The sequence below is a fragment of the Hafnia paralvei genome, assembly GCF_020150375.1.
Taxonomy (GTDB): domain Bacteria; phylum Pseudomonadota; class Gammaproteobacteria; order Enterobacterales; family Enterobacteriaceae; genus Hafnia; species Hafnia paralvei.
Genome location: NZ_CP083737.1, coordinates 1,053,771 through 1,075,705, shown reverse-complemented (window position 1 = coordinate 1,075,705; position 21,935 = coordinate 1,053,771). Strand labels below are relative to the sequence as shown.

The window sequence follows — 21,935 nt, the reverse complement described above, 5'->3', positions numbered from 1 at the left end:
CGGCACTACGCTTAAAACTGCGGTTCAGGACAATTCTCGCCAAACTTGGCTGCCCAGTCATAATACGAGCCATTCTTGATATAGCGTTGGTACAATGCTCGGCTCGTCTTCGTATCGTATGCAATCACCCAACTTGTGGCATTACACAATACGGCAGCATAAGCCTGACTTTTCGGTGGCAATAAATTGGCTGCTTTCTGAGCTAAGTCCACCGCTCGCCAGCGGTAATGCAAGAAGTGATTGTCCGCCTCTGGCAATGATTTCACGGCCCGACCTGCCTCAGCCACGTTGATCCAGCTTTTATGCTGTAAATCACGAGTATCGAATGCATCACCCAGATAAGAAATACCAGCGCCATAAATAGCGTAGTCCGGCGTCATTTCATAGCCCATAAACTCCAGTCCCTGCTCCCGTAGTAATGTGGCGGCGTGATAATAGGCTTTGGCCTTGGCTCTCTTGTCAGACGTTTTATTTTTGGCAGCATTCATACTATCAACAAATTCCTGCGCAAACTGACGATAAGCTGGGAACGCAAAGTAGTTCACTGCTTCCTGATAGCGCCCAGCCCGCATCATTCTTCGTGCTAGCAAGTCACGCAGTTTTTCATCCAGCGTGATCTGGTGATCGCTGTACCCATCCGGATTAATGGGCTTCAATGGTGTGCTAGGTGCTGGTATGTGTTCATCAACAAAGCGTTTCAATTCATCAATGGTTAGCACTCGTTCAGCGATATCAGCCACATCCGCCCAATAGTTTTCTTTACCTTGATACATAAAAGCCATGGCTTGCAGATAATCGCCACGATTCAGTGCCAGAATGGACTGCTCACCAGAAACTCGGCAAACTGGAGTGATCATTTCTGGCGCATAATCATCATTACGCTGTAGCCCCCAGCTTTCATCCGAAGGGAATGCGGAAGCCGCCTTGGCATAGGCCTCGGTGGCAGACTTCACATCACCATCACGTAGAGCCATCTTGGCACGTAGCCACCACGCTACCCCTCCGTCGCCAGCGTTCTTCAGCAGGCTGGCAGCCATCGTATATTGTCCGGAACGATAAGCTAACGCAGCTAAACGATCGCTACCGCGGAAGCCACTTTTCACTGAATCCACCAGTAACGCGAGGATCGGAGCAATAGTCTGTTCTGGCTTGGTGTTCCCCATCTGCAAATTACTGCTACGAGCAAACAGTTCGATAGTCACCAACTGCTGCACCAATGGATCGCTAATGGCCTGCTTAAGCACATCCCTATTTTCTGGTCTAATCAGATAGCCGGAGATATACATCAGTGAAAGCCCGCCATCGGTATCGCCATGAGCCGCTTGCTGTGCATATAACTGTGTTGCAGGGATTATGTCTCCAAGCCATAAATGAATACGCGCCTGCTGCCCTAGGCTACTCAGCGCCAGTTGTTCTGGATCAACAGCCCCGCTTTTCACGTTATCAATCACTTGCTGGAAGGAAGCCAGAGCTTGCTCAAGCTGCTCTTTTTTGGGGTGCGACGCTGGTGGCGTGTTCAATCCAGATACGTCTTCCGGCGTACCATAATCGTTCATCTGCACGCGCCCCAGTGAATATTGCGCCCGTAGTCCCCATTCCCCCTGCTCAGCAACGGGGAGAGCCAGAACCTGCTGAAAATATTCCGATGCACGAGGATCTTTTTCTCCAAAAGCCACGGCACCCAACGTATACAGGCGTGCTGCGTTCGATAGGCTCTTCGCATCGATTGCCGAAGCAGCCTCAACGCTGTGAGTTTGTCGCATATCAGCAATGATTCGTTGTTCTGGCGACAACGGAACAGGTTTCGATGACGTGCCGAGTGTTGACGATACAGGTGCTTTCCAAAGTGGTAATTGCTTGTCTACAGGCACGAGTCGGCTAGCTTCAAATACAAAATTGCCTTCCGGCATCGACAGAAGAGTATCGTTACGATTGAGCAGTAAACGGTTGGGAAAGTCTGGCCCACAAGCAAAACTACTCTGCGGAAAAACCAGCGCTGCCGCAATAAGTGCCGCTAACGATAGTGTGCGAAACGGGTTTCCATTTGAGGACAAATCAAAATGTGGCATTCGTGTTCCCTGAAGATATTTTGTTGGCACCTAAAAAACTGTATCAACAACGCCATCGGGCACTCTATCCCATGATTCACGTTGTCCAGAAGTGAATTTGGTTAGAGCCCACCGCTCTCACGAAGTTCACGAATCACACGAAAATAGCGAGAGAATAACGACGCTATTTTTCACCAAAGTGGTGCCAAACTGGTATCAAAAAATCCGATGTTCAGCCTTCGCTATCGCCGGTAGAAACAAGAAAGCCCTCTGATCTCTCAGAGGGCTTAAGATGTTTACTATCGACTCACATCGTTACTCGTGGCCGAGCACTATTCCCACTCAATCGTAGCCGGTGGTTTACCGGAGATATCGTACACTACGCGGGAAATGCCGTTCACTTCGTTGATGATGCGGTTGGATACACGCCCCAAGAAGTCATATGGCAGATGCGCCCAATGCGCGGTCATGAAGTCGATGGTTTCTACCGCACGCAGAGAAACGACCCAATCATATTTACGGCCATCGCCCATTACGCCAACAGAGCGAACCGGCAGGAATACGGTAAATGCCTGGCTCACTTTGTTATACAGATCAGCCTTATGCAGTTCTTCAATGAAGATCGCATCCGCACGACGCAGCAGGTCACAGTACTCTTTCTTGACCTCACCCAGTACACGCACGCCCAAGCCTGGACCTGGGAACGGATGGCGGTACAGCATGTCGTATGGCAGACCCAGTTCTAGGCCGATCTTACGCACTTCGTCTTTGAACAGCTCTTTTAGCGGCTCAACCAGACCCAGCTTCATCTCTTTCGGCAAACCGCCAACGTTGTGGTGAGACTTGATCACGTGGGCTTTACCGGTTGCTGACGCTGCGGACTCAATCACATCAGGATAGATGGTGCCCTGTGCCAACCACTTAACGTTAGGCTGCTTGCACGCTTCTTCGTCGAACACTTCAACGAATACGCGGCCGATAGTTTTACGCTTGGCTTCTGGATCGTTGATGCCAGCCAGCGCATTCAGGAAGCGATCTTCGGCTTTAACATGGATAATATTCAGGCCGAATTTATCGCCGAACATGTCCATTACCTGCTCACCTTCATTCAGGCGCAGCAGTCCGTTGTCAACGAAGACACAGGTCAGACGCTTGCCGATAGCACGATGCAGCAGCAAAGCTGTCACAGAGGAGTCAACGCCGCCGGACAAGCCTAAGATCACTTCGTCTTCACCAACTTGCTCACGCAGTCGCACGACCGCATCCTCAATGATCGTCGCTGGCGTCCACAGCGCTTCGCAACCGCAGATATCCAGAATGAAACGCTCAAGCATGCGCTGCCCTTGATGGGTATGAGTCACTTCAGGGTGGAACTGTACGCCGTAGAAACGCTTTTCATCGTTTGCCATGATGGCATAAGGACAGGTTTCGGTGCTGGCGACGGTGACAAAATCAGAAGGGATAGCGGTCACTTTATCGCCGTGGCTCATCCAGACATCGAGCACTGGCGTGCCGTCTTTGGTCAGGGAGTCTTTGATATCATCAAACATTTTGCTGTGTGCGGTAACTTCTACCTGCGCATAGCCAAATTCACGTTCGTTAGAGCTTTCTACATGGCCACCCAACTGCATCGCCATGGTCTGCATGCCGTAGCACACGCCAAACACAGGCACACCAGCAGTAAACACATATTCTGGCGCTCGTGGGCTATTGTTCTCAGTGGTGCTTTCTGGACCACCGGACAGAATAATACCGCTTGGATTAAATTCGCGGATCTGCTCTTCGGTGACGTCCCACGCCCACAGTTCGCAATATACGCCGATTTCGCGAACACGACGCGCCAGAAGCTGGGTGTACTGGGAGCCGAAATCCAGAATCAGAATGCGATGCTTATGAATATTTTGAGTCATGTAAGGCCTTGTTTAGAAATATAAATAGCCAAAAAACGAAAATAGGTGACTAAATACCGAACGGCGAGAACCTGCAATACGTTCCCGCCTCGACATTCAGAATTACGATCCCATACGGTAGTTCGGTGACTCTTTGGTGATGGTCACATCGTGAACGTGGCTTTCCTGAATACCTGCACCGCTGATACGGACGAATTCTGCTTTAGTACGCAGTTCATCAATCGTGGCGCAACCGGTCAGCCCCATACATGAGCGCAGACCGCCCATTTGCTGGTGAATGATCGCTTTCAGATGGCCTTTGTATGCAACGCGGCCTTCAATACCTTCAGGAACCAATTTGTCTGCGGCATTATCGCTCTGGAAATAACGGTCAGAAGAACCTTTAGACATTGCCCCCAGTGAACCCATGCCACGGTAAGATTTGAATGAACGGCCCTGATACAGCTCGATTTCACCCGGAGATTCTTCAGTACCTGCCAGCATACCACCGACCATGACACAGCTTGCGCCCGCAGCCAAAGCTTTAGCGATATCGCCAGAGAAGCGGATACCTCCGTCGGCGATAACCGGAATACCGGTACCCTCAAGGGCTTCAACGGCATCAGAAACCGCAGTGATCTGTGGAACCCCAACACCGGTTACGATACGCGTCGTACAGATAGAGCCTGGACCAATGCCCACTTTCACCGCATTCACACCGGCTTCAGCCAATGCTCTCGCACCGGCTGCCGTTGCTACGTTACCGCCAATGATTTGCAGCTCGGGGAATTTAGCGCGAGTTTCACGAATACGCTGCAACACACCTTCGGAATGACCGTGAGAGGAGTCAATCAACAGAACATCGACGCCAGCCTCAACCAACGCAGCGATACGTTCTTCATTGCCCGCACCTGCGCCAACCGCAGCACCCACGCGCAGACGACCATGCTCGTCTTTACATGCGTTTGGCTTACGCTCAGCTTTTTGGAAGTCTTTAACGGTGATCATGCCGCACAGGTGGAAGTTTTCATCCACGACCAGCGCTTTCTCAACGCGCTTTTCATGCATACGTTGCAGAACTACTTCGCGTGCTTCACCTTCTTTTACCGTTACCAGACGCTCTTTAGGCGTCATTACTGCAGTCACTGGCTGTTCCAGATCGGTGACAAAACGCACATCACGGCCAGTAATGATCCCCACCAGTTCCAGTTCATCGGTCACAACAGGATAACCCGCAAAACCATTGCGTTCGGTCAGCTCTTTAACTTCGCGCAGAGTCGTCGTTGGGGTAACAGTCTGAGGATCTTTCACCACACCACTTTCATGTTTTTTCACACGGCGGACTTCATCAGCCTGACGCTCGATAGACATGTTTTTGTGGATGAAGCCAATACCGCCTTCCTGCGCCAGCGCAATCGCTAGACGGGCTTCAGTAACGGTATCCATTGCCGCAGACAGCATGGGGATGTTCATTCGAATAGATGAAGTCAGCTGAGTGCTAAGATCGGCAGTGTTTGGCAGAACGGTAGAGTGGGCTGGAACTAAGAGGACGTCGTCAAACGTCAGGGCTTCTTTAACGATACGTAGCATGGGCAATATCTCACCAGAGTGGTAAATCAAATAGATTTAATATTGCCGCGGCATTATACAGGCCGAAAACGGTTGCCTCCAGTACTTTTTACAAAAAAGTCTTGCGAAGGTCATTCAAGCATGTAGTATCGACTAATTAACACCTTGATTTAGAGTTTGATCTACGTCACATGTCACTACCATCTTCCCCGCCAATTTTTACCGTTAGTCGGTTGAACCAAACCGTCCGTCAGCTGTTAGAAATGGAAATGGGGCAGATCTGGCTATCAGGTGAAATCTCTAATTTATCTCAGCCCTCTTCCGGCCACTGGTACTTCACGTTAAAAGACGATCGTGCTCAGGTGCGCTGCGCAATGTTCCGCAACAGCAACCGTCGGGTGGCGTTTCGTCCGCAAAACGGTCAGCAGATATTGATGCGTGCAACCATCACGCTGTACGAACCGCGTGGTGATTACCAACTGATTGCCGAAAGTATGCAGCCCGCTGGGGATGGCTTACTGCAACAGCAGTTTGAACAACTCAAGCAGCGTTTGCAGGAAGAAGGCCTGTTCGATCCCGCGCACAAAAAACCGTTGCCCTCGCCCGCGCGTTGCGTTGGGGTTGTGACCTCTTCAAGCGGTGCTGCGCTGCATGACATTCTGAACGTTTTGCAGCGCCGCGATCCTTCTTTGCCCGTCATTATCTATCCAACCGCAGTCCAGGGCGTCGACGCGCCGATGCAGATTGTGCGCGCCATCGAGTTAGCCAATCAGCGGAAAGAGTGCGACGTATTGATTGTCGGTCGCGGCGGTGGATCGCTAGAAGATCTGTGGAGTTTCAACGATGAACGCGTGGCCAAGGCTATTTTTGCCAGCCAAATTCCCATCGTGAGCGCAGTCGGCCATGAAACCGATGTCACCATTGCCGATTTTGTCGGTGATTTACGAGCGCCAACGCCCTCTGCGGCAGCTGAATTGGTTAGCCGTAATCAAACAGAACTTATGCGCCAAATGCTCTCACAGCAACAGCGCATGGAAATGGCGATGGATTATTATCTTGCTCGCCACCAGCAACGTTTTACACGGCTCAACCATCGTTTACAGCAACAGCATCCACAGCTCCGTCTGGCGCGTCAGAACACGTTACTTTTAAAGTTACGCCGTCGGTTGGATGAGGCTGTGCAAACTCGCCTACGTCTCGCAGAACGCCAGCAGGAGCGTCTGAGCCAACGCCTCAACCAACAACAACCATCGGCACAGATCCAGCGTAATCAGCAACGATTAGCGCAAATTCACAATCGTATGGAACTGCTCATCCAGCGCCAGCTTAGTAGCAACCGTGAACGTTTTGGCGCACTTTGCTCACAGTTGGAAGGAGTGAGCCCACTCGCGACGCTGTCTCGTGGGTTCAGCGTGACTCAGTCACCAAACGGTAGCGTATTGAAAAGTGTTAAGCAGGTGAATAACGGCGAATTACTGAAAACGCGACTGCAAGATGGATGGATTGAAAGCACGGTTACCGCGATCACACCGCCCCCCAAAAAACGCGTGTCCAAACGCGACGCCTAAACGCGAATAGTGAGTTCTGTGAGACAGGTCACTTTGCATAATAAAAGCCGTGGCCTGAATCCTAATTATCCCCACTTTCGTTATCTTCTGCATGATTCCTTACTTTATAGATAAAAATTACTTGTTAATTTTTCGCTTTGCTTTTGGTTGGTTATGAAACGAAAGCAAAATAGCCTAAAACCCGAGCAAAATAAAACTGTGATCCTCCGTGCATTCTATCCACAATCGCTTTGCTTTAATTCCTAACGACCTATTTAGGTCATTGGGGAATCATCTCATTTATTAAAAATCCCCTTAGCTCACAGATAAAAAATTATCGTCATTCATTTGGGATGATGACGGTTTATTATAGTTATCAGCTTATTGGGAGTGCCCACATGTCGGACACAAAATCATTCAAGTCAAGGTTATGGGAATTTTTTCAAAGTCTGGGAAAGACGTTTATGTTCCCCGTATCTTTACTCGCATTTATGGGGTTGTTATTAGGTGTTGGTAGCTCTATTACCAGTCCCTCCACTATAAAAAGTTTCCCTTTTCTGGGAAATGAATTAGTGCAATTAACATTTGGTTTTGTTGCTACCGTTGGCGGATTTGCCTTTACTTATTTACCTATTATGTTCGCTATGGCAATTCCACTAGGACTGGCAAAACGGAATAAAGCCATCGGTGCATTCGCGGGTTTTGTCGGCTATATGATAATGAATCTATCAATTAATTATTATCTTCTCAGTAGCCATCAACTCGCCGACGCGTCCAATATGAAACAAGCGGGTCAAGCGATGGTATTAGGAATTCAATCGCTAGAGATGGGGGTTTTAGGTGGGATCGTCGTGGGTGTAATTACCTATTTCCTACATGAACGTTTCCAAGATACTCGGCTCCATGACGCTTTTGCCTTCTTTAGCGGGATCCGTTTTGTCCCTATCATTACCGCCCTAACGCTATCCATCGTTGGATTAATCATTCCATTCTTATGGGAATATGTGGCGATAGGTATTACCGCAATTGGACGATTAATCCAGAGCACCAGCGTGTTTGGGCCATTCTTATACGGCGTTGGGGTTCTATTACTTAAACCGTTTGGCTTGCACCATATTTTACTGGCGATGGTTCGCTTCACTCCTGCTGGCGGGACTGAATTTGTTGGCGGGCAGGAAATATCAGGAGCGCTAAACATTTTCTATGCTGAGCTAAAAGCAGGTCTACCTTTTAGCCCTCACGTTACCGCATTCTTATCACAAGGCTTCATGCCTACCTTCATCTTTGGCTTGCCTGCTGTCGCTTATGCTATTTACCGAACAGCTAAACCTGAAAACCGCCCTATCATAAAAGGACTACTGCTTTCAGGCGTTTTAGTTTCCGTGGTGACCGGTATATCCGAGCCTATTGAGTTTCTCTTTTTATTCATCGCGCCTTTCTTATATGTTTTCCATGTCATTATGTCCGGTCTTGCTCTAATGGTGATGGCATTACTCGGTGTGACAATCGGAAATACCGACGGTGGAATATTAGATTTATTAATCTTTGGCATAATGCAAGGCACTGCAACCAAATGGTATTTAGTTATCCCCGTTGGCATTATTTGGTTTGCTATCTATTTCTTTGTATTCCGCTGGTATATTCTCAAACATGATATTAAAACACCAGGACGAGAGGATGACGATATTACTGAAAACGTAAAAGCGGAGAAACCCAGCGGAAATAAAAAAGGCGCTCAGTACGATCCAGAACTCATTCTTTCTGCTTTGGGAGGAAAAGAAAATATCGACTCACTGGACAACTGTATCACCCGCTTACGCTTAGTCGTTAAAGACATGGCGCTTATTAATAAAGAAATATTAAAGAAAGCGGGTGCTCTTGCCGTGGTCGTTCTTGATAATCACAGTTTACAGGTCATCATTGGCCCACAAGTTCAAAGTGTAAAAACCGGCATTGAAGCATTAATTTAGGCCAAGGAGCCAGCATGTATAATTTTGATGAGATCATCGATCGCCGCGTCGATAAATGCCGTAAGTGGGATTACGACTATGTTTGCTCACGCTTTGGTGCCGTATCGAGAGACTTTATTCCCATGTGGATTGCCGATATGGACTTTAAATCTCCACCCGAGGTGATTGAGGGCCTGCGCCAAATCGTGGAACACGGCACTTTTGGCTATACCTATTGCTTCGACGAATTTTACCAAGCGGTGATCGACTTTCAGGCCAAGCAGCACAATGCCCACGTCGAGCGTGAGTGGATCACGCTAACCTACGGCACCGTCTCAACGTTGCATTACACCATTCAGGCATTCTGCACAGAAGGTGATTGCATCCTTATGAATACACCGGTGTATGATCCTTTTGCACAGGCCGCCGAACGTCAAAAGGTACGTATTATTGCGAACCCTCTGGCGGTGAAAAATAACCGCTACCAGCTCAATTTCGAATTACTTGAAGACCAAATAAGACAGAATCAGCCTAAACTTTATCTCTTCTGTTCACCACACAACCCCTCTGGGAGAATTTGGAGTGCCGAAGAGATTCATCGAGTTTCCGATCTTTGTCAGAAATACGGGGTAATTCTCGTTATCGATGAGGTACATGCAGAACATATTTTACAGGGCAACTTTATCAATGCGTTAAACAAGGATTGTGCCGCCCCAGACAATCTCATATTACTTACGTCACCGAATAAAGCGTTTAACCTTGGCGGATTAAAGACCTCTTACAGCATTATACCCAATGAGGCATTGCGCTCTCGTTTTCGCCAGCGGCTAGAGAAAAACTCAATTACCTCCCCTAATATGTTTGGCGTCTGGGGGTTAATTTATGCCTATAACCGAGGCTTACCATGGTTGAAAGCGCTCAACCAATATCTTGCAGAAAACGAGCGCTACCTTTATCAATTCATGAGTGAGCGCCTACCAACGCTCAAAATGATGCGAACAGAGTCCTCCTATCTAGCATGGGTAGACGTCAGCGCCACGGGTATGAGTGCCTATGATTTTACTCATCAGTTGGCGCATGAAACCGGTGTTGTTGTTGAAGATGGCACCCACTACGTGCAAAACGGTGAGAACTATATCCGCATTAACTTTGGCACGCCGAAGGCGTTGATTGAACAAGCGATGGCGCGCTTAGAGGAATTTGTACAACGGCGTTGTTGTATAAAGAGATAACGTTTATACCCGTCACGGTTTGCTTGAACACTAGGGCGCAAGGATGCGCCCGTCGTCGCATTCACTCTTTGCATTCACTCTCGAATGCTATTTTACGCTATAGCTAAATTTCACACGTTTCTTGGATATCATCCCATGCCCATGCTGGCACAGATAGTCCACCGCGCCACAGGCTTTCAATTCCTGTAATGGTTTCCCGCATTCAGGGCAATCCGCGTGTTGATGGTATGCTTGCTGGCAGTTCGGGCAATAATAATCACCGTTTATCCACTGCATCTGTTGCTGACACTTTGGACACAACACGTCCATTTTAACCTCCTAAATCACACCCCAATTACGCAAGAAATAAAGCCCAAGCGCGGTCGTGAAAAAAGACCCAACGGTGGTAATCGCAATAATGTTCGCCGCAAGCGTGGCATTTCCTCCCATCGCCCGCGTCATAACATAGCTGGCAGCCGCCGTTGGCGTCGACGTAAATAAGAACATCACGCCAAGTGTAACGCCACGGAATCCAAGCAGCCAGCCTCCTAAGGTCATGAATACCGGGACGGCGATCAGCTTTGCTGCACTTGCATATCCCGCAACGTTTGATGAGCTAAACATCGCGTGCCAGTCAATACTTGCTCCGGTACACAACAGCGCAAGCGGCAACGCCATGCCAGAGATAAATTTGCCGGTTGATGATAAAACCTCCGGCATCGGGAGCCGAGTGAAGGAATAACATAGACCAAGCACGATACCAATAATCAATGGGTTAGTGATAACCCCGCGCAGTATTTTCCCCCAGCTGATTTTCTGCTGGCTATCCACGCTCAATGTGCGGGTGAGAGTCACAACCGACAATACGTTAAACAGGATCACCGTTACGGCCATGTACATCGACCCAATGGCAACGCCTTCGCTACCATAGGCGCTGGCGCAATAAGCTAAACCAACAATCGCCGTATTGGCGCGAAATCCTCCCTGAACAAAGATGCCACGCTCACGTGGCTCTTTTACCAACTTAAGCGCCACCAGCTCCAGCAGTAGAAAACTAATAATCGTTGCGACTCCGCCGTAAACGACAAAGGCGAAGTTGTTGCCAAGCGTAGAGTGGTTAGTGGCAATGCTGAAAAACAACAGGCAAGGAAGAGAGAGATTAAAAACGAGCCGAGTCGCACCATCGCAGAACGCATCGTCCAGCAGCCGTAATCGGCGTAACAACACTCCCAGTAGTAACATCAACAGATTAGGTACTGTGACACCGAAGGCAAAACTCCACGTCTCCCAAGACATACTTAAATCCTTGTTGATGTCGAAAATACTTTGCAAGCAAAGAGAATACACTCAAAGCTTATACAACGACTATATGCAACGCCGTAAAAAATAGAGAAAACCATAAAAAAATGGGATGCGTATTCTGCACCCCATTGTGGTTTTTCGTTGTCAGTAAACGTTATTTGCTCTTTTTGATATGAGCCAGCAGACGCTTACGTTTACGTAGCTGAGTTGGATTCAGCATATTGCGTTTACCTGCATACGGGTTGTCGCCTTCTTTAAACTGAATGCGGATTGGCGTACCCATCACTTTCAGCGAACGACGGAAGTAGTTCATCAGATAACGCTTGTAAGAATCAGCCAGATCTTTTACCTGATTACCGTGGATAACCACGATTGGCGGGTTATAGCCACCGGCATGCGCATATTTCAGTTTTACACGACGACCACGTACCAACGGCGGTTGATGATCTTCCTGCGCCATATTCATGATACGAGTCAGTAAGGATGTACTCACGCGGCGAGTCGCACAATCATAGGCTTCTTGAATAGACTCAAACAGATTACCTACGCCGCTACCGTGCAGAGCGGAAATAAAGTGGATGCGGGCAAAATCAACAAAGCCCAAACGCAGATCCAGCATCTCTTTGACCTGAGTTTTGACATCTTCAGACAGGCCATCCCACTTATTCACCACAATCACCAGTGAGCGCCCACTATTCAGGATAAAGCCCAACAGCGACAGATCTTGGTCAGAAATACCTTCACGTGCATCAATCACCAACAATGCAACGTTGGAGTCTTCAATCGCCTGCAGCGTTTTGATAACGGAGAATTTCTCAACGGTATCAGTCACTTTCCCACGCTTACGAACCCCAGCGGTATCAATCAGCACGTATTCGCGCTCATCGCGAACCATTGGGATGTAAATGCTGTCACGCGTCGTGCCCGGCATGTCGTAGACTACGACACGGTCTTCACCCAAAATACGGTTTGTTAGTGTGGACTTACCTACGTTAGGACGACCAACGATAGCGATTTTAATCGGCAGATCCTGAGGATTAAAGTCGTCCTCTTCCTCTTCAGCCAACTCTTCCGCTTCATCAGCTTCCTGCTCTGCCCAATAAGCGGCATTCGCCTCTTCTTCGGTCAGCTCACGCTCAGGTTCTGGCACACCCACAAACGGAATCAGTGCTTCTTCAATCAGTTGAGCAACACCACGGCCATGAGAAGCAGCGATGGGATAAACCTCACCAAAGCCAAGCGAGTAAAAATCACCGATAGCCACATCAGGGTCAATACCATCCGTTTTGTTCGCGACTAAGAAAGTGGCTTTTTCACGGCTACGCAGGTGCTGAGCAATGCCCTCATCCGCTGGCATTAAGCCAGCACGAGCATCAACCATAAACAGCACGATATCAGCCTCTTCAATCGCCATCAGCGATTGCTCAGCCATATGCGTTTCAACACCGTTTTCAGTGCCATCAATACCACCGGTATCAATGATAATGAATTCATGACCACTCACTTCAGCACGACCGTATTTACGGTCACGGGTCAACCCAGGGAAATCCGCAACCAGAGCATCACGAGTATGCGTTAAGCGGTTAAATAAAGTGGATTTACCCACATTCGGGCGCCCGACCAGCGCGACGACAGGTATCATTGTTGAAGCCTCTATTACTTAATTTAATTCCAAATACACGGGGAAAGATCGCGCCCGCGCAAGGACTTTTCAGAAGACGAAACGGCTCCTGAGGTGATCAGGAGCCGTTCCCAGACGACCATATTGCCGCCCTAAATAATTGTTTTATAACCGTCTAACTTGGCATTAATACACCAAATCATTGGATATATCAGCGGGTAAATGCGTAAACTTTACCGCCGCGAGCCTGAATAATCAGCTTATCGCTGGCTACCAGCGGCGCGCTAAGAAGACCCGAACTGTCTACTTTCTGTTGAGCAACAAAACGACCGTCATCAGTATTCAACCAATGCAGGTAACCTTCGCTATCACCCACAACCAGATAACCGTTATACAACGCTGGAGCAGTCAGGTTACGATGCAGCAGATCGCTTTGTTTCCACAGAGATACACCACCGTCAGCGCTTAACGCCGCGACTCGGTCATCTTGGTCAACAACGTAAATACGGCCTGCATCAACGATGAAATCGTTCACTGAACCCATTTCACGTTTCCATTGAATCTGACCAGAACGCAGATCCAAAGCCGCTAAGTTACCGTTATAACCAAGGGAGTATACAACACCATCAACAACGATAGGGGTTGTATCCACGTCGTTCAAACGGTCAATCTCCGTTGAGCCCATTGGCTGAGCAACACGTTGCTGCCAAATCATTTGGCCCTGCTGCATCATCACCGCACTCACGCGTCCGTTATCACCGCCAACAATTGCTGCACCATAGGCAGTCGCAGGCGCTGATTCGCCGCGCAATGTCAGAGAAGGCATATCAAGGTTAACGGTCCATTTGATTGCACCATCAGCCTCATTTAAAGCCTGCAGCATACCGTTTGCAGTATGAATTAATACCAATCCATCACTCACTACGGGGCGAGAAATCGCTTCGCCAGCAACCGTGGTTTTCCACGCTTCAGTACCGTCTTCAGCGTTCAATGCATATACCACCGCACGCTCAGACCCTACATAAACCTTGCCACCCGAAACCGCTAAGCCACCGGACAGCAGAGCTGTTTTATGCGAGAACCAGCCATCTTTCTCTGCCAAATTGACAGACCAGATCACATCGCCTTTTTCCGCATCCATCGCTTTTACCACACCCATACGATCGGCGGCGTAAATGCGGTTATCCTGCCAAGTAGGACGCAGGTGAGAATAATATTCACCAATGCCGTCACCAACCGATGTGCTCCAGACCTGAGTTGGTGTGAATTGGTTTTCAACTTTTGGCAACGGAGACATGGTTACAACGTCAGTTTCACTGCTGAACCAAGAGCATCCGCTCAAAAATGTTACAGACAGTAATCCCACCAAGAGCGTTTTACGCAATTGCATTTATTATCCCCTTAGTTGGATAAATTGTTCAGTTTCATGCGCAGTAAAGCCTGCAAAGACTGGGAAGCATCAGAGGCCAAGCCTTTGCTGTATGCTTCGCGGGCGCCTTTTACATCGCCTTTCTTAACCAGTACATCGCCGCGTACGTCCTGCGCCATAGCAACCCAGCCGGTCGCCTTGACTAAATCCAGAGTTTTCAATGCGTCGTCCAGCTTATTCTCCTGTAGCTGAACACGAGCCAAACGCAAATCAATCAGGGATTTCAAGTTTTCATCTTTAGCTTGACCTTGGGCCCAAGCTAGCTGATGTTCAGCCTTAGCAAAGTCTTTCTGGTCAACTTCATGTTGCGCTAACTGCAACGCTGCTAACACACCATAGTTATTAGCATTTTTTTCAATAAACTTTTCAGCTAACGCCACACCGTCAGCTTTACCGCCGGTCAGCGCCTCGCTTGCCTGCTGATAAGACTGGGAAGCCCCTGTCATTTCAGCCTGCTGGTGATTCTGCCAGTAACGCCAACCAAGCAGTGCACCAATCCCAATCACAACACCAATCGCTAACGCCTTACCATTTTCAATAAAGAAGCGACGTAAGGCATCAACCTGTTCGTTCTCTGTGCTATAGACTTCCACTGTTCTTTACTCCTTACGCCAACATTGATGCCAGGATCGCAGCAACGTCGTCCTGTGCAATAGTTTGCTGATCGCCGCTTTGCAGATTTTTAACATTAATCTGACCCGCGTTCATCTCATTTTCGCCTAATACCAGAGCGATGCGAGCGCCCCACTTATCAGCACGTGCAAACTGCTTCTTGAAATTGCCACCGCCATAGTTCGTCATCAGTTTGACCTGCGGATAGGCATCACGAATTTTTTCAGCCAAACGCATCGCCGCACTCTGAGTGCCTTCACCAGAAGAAATCAGATAAACGTCAACCGCGCGCTGTGGCTGGAAGTCAGGGTTAACGGCTTGAACCAGAAGAACCAAACGTTCCAAGCCCATAGCAAACCCAACGGCTGGCGTGGCGTGCCCACCGAGTTGAGCAACCAAACCATCATAACGCCCACCGGCACAAACGGTGCCCTGAGCGCCTAAGCTATTCGTCACCCACTCAAATACCGTGCGGTTGTAATAATCCAGTCCGCGCACCAGACGCTCATTTACGGTATACGCAATACCCGCATCGTCGAGTAACTTACACAGGCCAGCAAAGTGCTCACGAGACTCTTCGTCGAGATATTCAGACAGGCGCGGCGCATCATTCAGCAAGGCTTGTACTTCTGGATTCTTCGAATCTAGAACGCGCAGCGGGTTGCTGTACATACGACGCTTGCAATCTTCGTCCAGTTTATCTTTAAACTGTTCCAGATAAGCGACCAGCGCGTCACGGTAGTTCGCGCGAGCTTCCAGAGAACCGATTGAATTCAGTTCCAGAGAGACATGCTCAGAGATGCCTAGCGCACGCCACCAACGGGCAGTCAGCAGGATAAGCTCGGCGTCTACGTCAGGACCGTTTAGCCCAAAGACTTCGGCTCCTAACTGATGAAACTGACGATAACGGCCTTTTTGCGGACGCTCATGACGGAACATCGGACCGATGTACCATAAGCGTTGTTCTTGATTGTACAGCAGACCATGCTCGATACCGGCACGCACACAGCCCGCAGTCCCTTCAGGACGCAAAGTCAGGCTGTCACCATTACGGTCATCGAAGGTGTACATCTCTTTTTCAACGACGTCGGTCACTTCACCAATCGCACGTTTGAATAACGGGGTCTGCTCTACAATCGGCAAACGGATTTCGCTGTAACCGTAGCTGGTCAGGACTTGTTTGAGCGCAGCTTCAATCGGCTGCCAAAGCGCCGTGTCTTCCGGCAGGTAGTCGTTCATGCCACGAATAGCTTGGATATTCTTCGCCACGTCAATTCTCTATACTATTTAATTCAAAAAAATGAACCCGATTATGGAGGATTAGGGCAATCTCATCAATCGGGACATTGTTTAATCAAAGTAAACGACCATGCAGACCACGGTCGATTACTTCTCGTCAATCTGGCTGACTTCAATGCGTTTATTCACATCCAACATTGAAGCTTTAGCACGGATCTTGGCTTCTAACTGATCGATCATCTTCTCGTTATCGAAGCGATCTTTCTGACGTACGCCGTCTTCATAGAAGCCGCTCTTATTGTGTCCGCCTGTCACGCCAATCGTTGAAACCAAAGCCTCGCCCGGACCGTTCACCACGCAACCGATGATAGATACATCCATTGGCGTAATAATGTCTTCCAGACGCTGTTCGAGCGCGTTAACGGTACCAATAACGTCAAACTCCTGTCGTGAACAGGTTGGACAAGCGATAAAGTTAATCCCACGCGAACGAATGCGAAGAGACTTAAGGATATCAAAACCAACTTTCACTTCTTCGACAGGATCTGCGGCCAACGAAATACGTAACGTGTCACCAATTCCTTCAGCCAGCAGCATGCCTAAACCCACCGCAGATTTAACCGATCCGCTACGCGCCCCGCCCGCTTCGGTGATCCCGAGGTGCAGCGGTTGATCGATACGGGAAGCCAATAAGCGATATGACTGTACGGCAAGGAAAACATCCGATGCTTTAACGCTGACTTTAAACTGATCGAAGTTAAGACGATCCAGAATGTCAACGTGGCGCATGGCTGATTCCAGCAAGGCTTCCGGCGTTGGCTCGCCGAATTTTTCCTGAATATCTTTTTCTAACGATCCACCGTTGATCCCGATACGAATCGGAATATTTTTATCACGAGCACAATCAACGACCGAACGAATACGGGACTCATTACCGATGTTGCCAGGGTTAATACGCAGGCAATCAACGCCATACTCAGCAACTTTTAGCGCAATGCGATAGTCGAAATGAATATCAGCGACCAGCGGCACAGAAACCTGCTGCTTAATAAGCTTGAATGCTTCAGCGGCATCCATGGTTGGAACTGATACACGTACAATATCAACGCCGACACGTTCGAGGGCGCGAATTTGTTTTACCGTTGCATCAACGTCCGTTGTTTTGGTATTTGTCATCGACTGCACGGCAATCGGTGCACCATCACCAATAGGCACATTGCCAACATAAATGCGGGTCGATTTTCTCCGCTTAATGGGCGACTCATTATGCATATTAACTCTCCATAAGTGCCTTACTATCAATGGGATAATGATTCTTCATAATCCAATATTTAACCAGCACTCAGGTAAACAAGATACTTATACTGCCAACGCTGCCAAAAATGAATCACCGAGACTAACCGTTGTTTGCAACGCCAGTTTTGGTGATCTCATCTATGCTCGCAGCGTACTGCGCTCACTATGAGTGATCGACTGGATCACTCAGCGTTCAGTGTCAAACGTGCGACCTGACTTGATTTAACAAAGCGACTCAGATCAACAGGTTTGCCTTGATACGTAATTTGCACGGCTGCTGGAGCACCGATTTTCAGCTTATATGGCGCTGTTCCAGCAAGATCCAAAGATGCACCGGATTTTTGCATACCGCTGAAAAGCGTCTTACCCGTTGAGTCTTTTACTTCTAACCAGCAATCCGCATTAAACTTCATTACCAGATTATTGGACACGACTGCAGCAGCATCCACTGTTGCACTCGCAGTAGGTAACGTTGCCGCGTTCGCATTGGTTGTCGTATCAATCGGAGCCTGACTTGGCGATACAACTGCGTTGTTCTGGCTCTGCTGAGTTTCTGCATTGGCCACAGGTGCCGTTGCCGTCGAACTCGCAGGAACGTTTGCCGTTTGACCGTCAGCTGCCGAGGAATCTGGCGGGGTACCGGCAGACTCCTGAGTATCCGTTGCAGCCGCAACATCATCAGACCCATTAGAGGGATCTGATGATTGTAATTGGCCATTTTTCGCCAACTGAGCAGAGGATTCATTCGCCATTGTCGCAATATCTTCTTGCTGGGCTTTATGATTTTGCCACCACCACGAACCGGTGAGACCAATAACCACAAATACCACAAGCCAGGTAAACATCATCAGCCAACCATCGCGCTTTTTACGTTTTTTACCCAGTGAGAAGCTTTGCATTGGCGCAACTTTTGCCGCCTTCAACGGTGCTTGCTTTTCTAACAGCGGCGTTAATTCGTCTTCCGGGATATGAACCAATTTTGCATAGGAACGTATGTACCCACGCAAAAATGTTGAGGCCAAATCAACCGGAGCCTTATCTTCTTCAATATCACGAACAGTTGAAACTTTCAGACACAGACGTTCTGCAACAGCCTGTTGTGACAGTTCTAACTTTTCGCGGCCTTGGCGCAGGCGTTCGCCTGTAGTCAATGGAGCTGTTTGATCTTGGGGGGCTTCAGTATTCATTCGCTAGGAACTGCTGGTACTGTTGAGATTGTGGAAAATTTCGCGCCAGTTGTTTGCCATAACGCTCTAAGTTCGTTTGGCGCCCATCTAACGCAGCGAAGCGGATTTGTAACCATAGACTATTAGCGCTAGCCGGTAGAATATGATTGTAAACATCCAACATTATTCGCGCATCTCCGCGCTTCCCTTGGTCAAATTCCCGGATAGCTTCCGCAATTAACGAAACTCCCTTATCCGGATCGCTCTTCAAAGCGCGGCTAAATAGCTTACGCGCTTCCTCAGTCTGTCCTGCTTTTAGAAAACAATAACCTGCATTTTCGAAGCTATCTGCAACCTGACCGTAATCAGGAAGATTTGCAGCTGAACTAAACTGTTGTTGTGCTGGTACATACTGCCCTAAACTACACAGAAACGCACCGTAATTATTCATCACGGTGCCATTCTGTGGCGCTAAATTCATCGCTTTCTGATAACTTTCCTGTGCGGCCTGATTATCTCCCACACGCTGCTGATAAAGCGCCATGCCAAGCTGAGTACGGTAATCATCCGGCGCAGCATCCCGTGCCTTTTCCAGATTTTGCTGAGCGGCTTTCAAGTCGCCCTGATTCAAGTATTCCAACCCGAGTTGCAACCGGCTCTGTGATACCGTCGCGGTCTGCTGGCTCTCAGGTTTAGAACTTGAGCAGCCTGCCAACAAACCGACCGTCAGCAGTCCTACTACCCATCTCATTTTTAGCTTCATTGCTTTACCCTATTATCCTTTTCCTTTGAATCTCAAAGGGTTTGACCAACAACGTTAGGGAAGTCACTAATATGAACGCACTCTGCGTCAGACCTCTCGAACCGTAATAGGTTCACCCGCCATTTTTTTCTTCATGGTCCGTTTTGTTCGGTCAATAACATCACCGGCCAGCTGTCCACACGCCGCATCAATGTCATCGCCGCGTGTCTTACGTACGATCACAGTAAAGCCATACTCCATCAAAACTTTAGAGAAGCGGTCTACTCGACTATTCGAGCTACGGCCATACGGCGCTCCCGGGAACGGGTTCCATGGGATTAGGTTGATTTTGCATGGCGTATCTTTTAAACATTCAGCTAACTGATGCGCGTGCTCCATCCCATCGTTGATATGATCCAGCATGACGTACTCAACCGTCACTCGCCCCTGATTTGCATTAGATTTCTCTAAATAGCGGCGTACCGCACCGAGGAAAGTTTCGATGTTGTATTTACGGTTGATAGGTACGATTTCGTCTCGGATCTCATCTGTCGGCGCATGAAGAGAGATGGCCAACGCGACGTCAATCATATCGCCCAGTTTCTCTAAAGCAGGAACAACGCCTGAGGTCGATAAGGTAACGCGACGTTTGGAGAGACCAAATCCGAAATCATCAAGCATGATGTTCATTGCTGGCACGACGTTGTTCAAATTCAGCAACGGCTCACCCATGCCCATCATGACAACGTTAGTGATGGGGCGCTGTCCCGTGACTTTATGCGCACCGATAATCTTAGCAGCGCGCCATACCTGACCAATAATTTCTGATACTCGCAGGTTACGGTTAAACCCTTGCTGTGCGGTAGAGCAGAATTTACATTCCAGCGCACAACCGACCTGCGAAGATACGCATAAGGTTGCGCGATCGTCTTCCGGAATATAAACCGTTTCAACCCGCTGGTCGCCCACCTGAATTGCCCACTTAATGGTGCCATCAGTTGAGCGCTGCTCTTCAGCAACTTCTGGGGCACGAATTTCAGCAATTTCTTTGAGCTTATTACGCAACACCTTATTGATGTCGGTCATCTCATCAAAATTATCGCAACAGTAGTGATACATCCATTTCATCACCTGATCGGCGCGGAAAGGTTTCTCACCCAACTTAGCGAAGAATTCGCGCATTTGTTGGCGATCGAGATCGAGAAGGTTAATTTTTTCCGACGTATTGGCCGGGGCAGACTGCATAGCATCAGCCTGCGCAGCATTTATAGGTGCGCTAATTTCAGACAAGTTTGACTCGACGACAATAGATTCAGACGTAATATCTGAATGAGATGAATGGGCTTTGATCACTGGATCTTTTGACATACTAAACTCTGGCCTCGTTGTTACACTTTGCGGCGCGATAATTAAGGTGACTGACTAGACAAGCGTAACGCCTGTTGCGGGTAGATACAAACTCGGTTCGCATCGTATTCAGTCTTGTTAGGTACAACACATTAAAAACATTGTATTAATAATTACGCTGATAATGTGTTTAAAAAAACGGCCCTGAGGAATAACCACTCAGGGCGCGATATTGTACTCGGTCTATCGGCGGGATGCTATGCCGTTAAGCTTCACGAACAGAATCTCTTACCGATTTGCGCAGTCGATTAACGAGTGCGTGGGCAAACTTCATTGCTTGCAAAGAAATAGGCAATTTCACGCTCGGCTGATTCTAAAGAGTCAGAACCGTGTGCCGCATTTTCGGTCAGGCTATCTGCATAATCAGCGCGCAACGTACCTGCTAATGCATTTTCAGGGTTTGTTGCCCCCATGATTTCACGATTACGGCGAACGGCATCTTTACCTTCCAGCACCTGAACCATAATCGGGCCAGAAGTCATGAAATCAACCAGACCATCGAAGAATGGGCGGCCTTTGTGTTCCGCATAGAAACCTTCAGCCTGTTCACGGGTGAGATGAACCATTTTTGCTGCAACGATTTTCAGCCCTGCTGCTTCAAAACGAGAATAAATAGCGCCAATAACATTTTTAGCCACCGCATTGGGTTTTACGATGGAGAAGGTACGTTCTACTGTCATTTAAACCTCTGTCTAACTTCCAATGAAAGCCGTTAACTCCTTCGCGATTAGCGCGTTAACGCTAAGTACTACGGAGAGACTTATTTTGTGAGTTTACGACCACATCAAGGCAGATGGAATATTTTTAGAGTTCTAACCATTTGAATGAAAGGATTATTCTCTTATTTTCATACCTCGATAGCCAAACTCCGGCTATGAATCGCCGCCGATTATAGATGGGCGACTAAT

The 21,935-nt window shown here is 48.5% G+C and carries 17 protein-coding genes; 3 read left to right on the top strand and 14 right to left on the bottom strand.

Annotation, left to right across the window (positions count from 1 at the left end; all coding sequences use genetic code 11):
• Positions 1-11: 11 nt before the first annotated feature.
• The 3 genes from K9N75_RS04880 to guaB all read right to left on the bottom strand — a co-directional run bounded on the left by K9N75_RS04880 (position 12) and on the right by guaB (position 5,527).
• Positions 12-2,069 (bottom strand): hypothetical protein, encoded by a 2,058-nt coding sequence (locus K9N75_RS04880; protein WP_224452283.1) that lies wholly within the window; start codon positions 2,067-2,069, stop codon positions 12-14.
• 311 nt (positions 2,070-2,380) lie between these two features.
• Positions 2,381-3,958: a glutamine-hydrolyzing GMP synthase gene (guaA, locus tag K9N75_RS04875; protein ID WP_004847419.1), complete on the bottom strand. Its 1,578-nt coding sequence runs from the start codon at positions 3,956-3,958 to the stop codon at positions 2,381-2,383.
• A gap of 102 nt (positions 3,959-4,060) precedes the next feature.
• Positions 4,061-5,527, bottom strand: coding sequence for an IMP dehydrogenase (gene guaB, locus K9N75_RS04870; RefSeq protein ID WP_102961605.1), 1,467 nt, complete (start codon positions 5,525-5,527; stop codon positions 4,061-4,063).
• A 170-nt stretch (positions 5,528-5,697) separates the two neighbouring features.
• Between guaB and xseA the strand changes: the two genes are divergently transcribed.
• The 3 genes from xseA (at position 5,698) to K9N75_RS04855 (ending at position 10,234) form a co-directional block, all read left to right on the top strand.
• Positions 5,698-7,074, top strand: coding sequence for an exodeoxyribonuclease VII large subunit (xseA, locus tag K9N75_RS04865; RefSeq protein WP_224452282.1), 1,377 nt, complete (start codon positions 5,698-5,700; stop codon positions 7,072-7,074).
• Positions 7,075-7,451: 377 nt separating this feature from the next.
• Positions 7,452-9,023, top strand: coding sequence for a maltose/glucose-specific PTS transporter subunit IIBC (gene malX / locus K9N75_RS04860; protein ID WP_020303908.1), 1,572 nt, complete (start codon positions 7,452-7,454; stop codon positions 9,021-9,023).
• A gap of 14 nt (positions 9,024-9,037) precedes the next feature.
• Positions 9,038-10,234 (top strand): MalY/PatB family protein, encoded by a 1,197-nt coding sequence (locus tag K9N75_RS04855; RefSeq protein ID WP_224452281.1) that lies wholly within the window; start codon positions 9,038-9,040, stop codon positions 10,232-10,234.
• An 87-nt stretch (positions 10,235-10,321) separates the two neighbouring features.
• Here the strand turns inward: K9N75_RS04855 and K9N75_RS04850 are convergent, their stop codons facing one another.
• The 11 genes from K9N75_RS04850 to ndk all read right to left on the bottom strand — a co-directional run bounded on the left by K9N75_RS04850 (position 10,322) and on the right by ndk (position 21,707).
• Positions 10,322-10,543, bottom strand: a complete 222-nt coding sequence (locus tag K9N75_RS04850; protein WP_039185867.1) for a zinc ribbon domain-containing protein — start codon at positions 10,541-10,543, stop codon at positions 10,322-10,324.
• Between the two features lie 9 nt (positions 10,544-10,552).
• The gene (locus K9N75_RS04845; RefSeq protein ID WP_008812506.1) at positions 10,553-11,509 is read right to left on the bottom strand and encodes an AEC family transporter; all 957 of its coding nucleotides are present in this window, start codon (positions 11,507-11,509) and stop codon (positions 10,553-10,555) included.
• Between the two features lie 160 nt (positions 11,510-11,669).
• Positions 11,670-13,157 (bottom strand): ribosome biogenesis GTPase Der, encoded by a 1,488-nt coding sequence (gene der / locus K9N75_RS04840; RefSeq protein ID WP_004847438.1) that lies wholly within the window; start codon positions 13,155-13,157, stop codon positions 11,670-11,672.
• Between the two features lie 190 nt (positions 13,158-13,347).
• A complete protein-coding gene (gene bamB / locus K9N75_RS04835; protein ID WP_008812505.1) occupies positions 13,348-14,526 on the bottom strand; it encodes an outer membrane protein assembly factor BamB in 1,179 nt (392 codons plus the stop codon).
• Positions 14,527-14,537: 11 nt separating this feature from the next.
• Entirely contained in the window at positions 14,538-15,158 is a 621-nt protein-coding gene (locus tag K9N75_RS04830) for a YfgM family protein (RefSeq protein ID WP_008812504.1), read from the bottom strand.
• A gap of 13 nt (positions 15,159-15,171) precedes the next feature.
• Positions 15,172-16,446 carry a histidine--tRNA ligase gene (gene hisS, locus K9N75_RS04825; RefSeq protein ID WP_004847443.1) on the bottom strand — a complete coding sequence of 425 codons (1,275 nt, stop codon included), beginning with the start codon at positions 16,444-16,446 and terminating at the stop codon, positions 15,172-15,174.
• A 117-nt stretch (positions 16,447-16,563) separates the two neighbouring features.
• On the bottom strand, positions 16,564-17,688 hold the full coding sequence (gene ispG, locus K9N75_RS04820) for a flavodoxin-dependent (E)-4-hydroxy-3-methylbut-2-enyl-diphosphate synthase (RefSeq protein WP_008812502.1): 1,125 nt from the start codon (positions 17,686-17,688) through the stop codon (positions 16,564-16,566).
• Positions 17,689-17,894: 206 nt separating this feature from the next.
• Positions 17,895-18,899 (bottom strand): cytoskeleton protein RodZ, encoded by a 1,005-nt coding sequence (gene rodZ, locus K9N75_RS04815; RefSeq protein ID WP_008812501.1) that lies wholly within the window; start codon positions 18,897-18,899, stop codon positions 17,895-17,897.
• Entirely contained in the window at positions 18,889-19,641 is a 753-nt protein-coding gene (pilW, locus tag K9N75_RS04810; protein WP_039185860.1) for a type IV pilus biogenesis/stability protein PilW, read from the bottom strand. Before pilW ends, rodZ begins: the two co-directional genes overlap by 11 nt.
• A gap of 87 nt (positions 19,642-19,728) precedes the next feature.
• The gene (rlmN, locus tag K9N75_RS04805; protein ID WP_095661749.1) at positions 19,729-20,865 is read right to left on the bottom strand and encodes a dual-specificity RNA methyltransferase RlmN; all 1,137 of its coding nucleotides are present in this window, start codon (positions 20,863-20,865) and stop codon (positions 19,729-19,731) included.
• A gap of 410 nt (positions 20,866-21,275) precedes the next feature.
• Positions 21,276-21,707 carry a nucleoside-diphosphate kinase gene (ndk, locus tag K9N75_RS04800; protein WP_004847454.1) on the bottom strand — a complete coding sequence of 144 codons (432 nt, stop codon included), beginning with the start codon at positions 21,705-21,707 and terminating at the stop codon, positions 21,276-21,278.
• Positions 21,708-21,935: the final 228 nt, after the last annotated feature.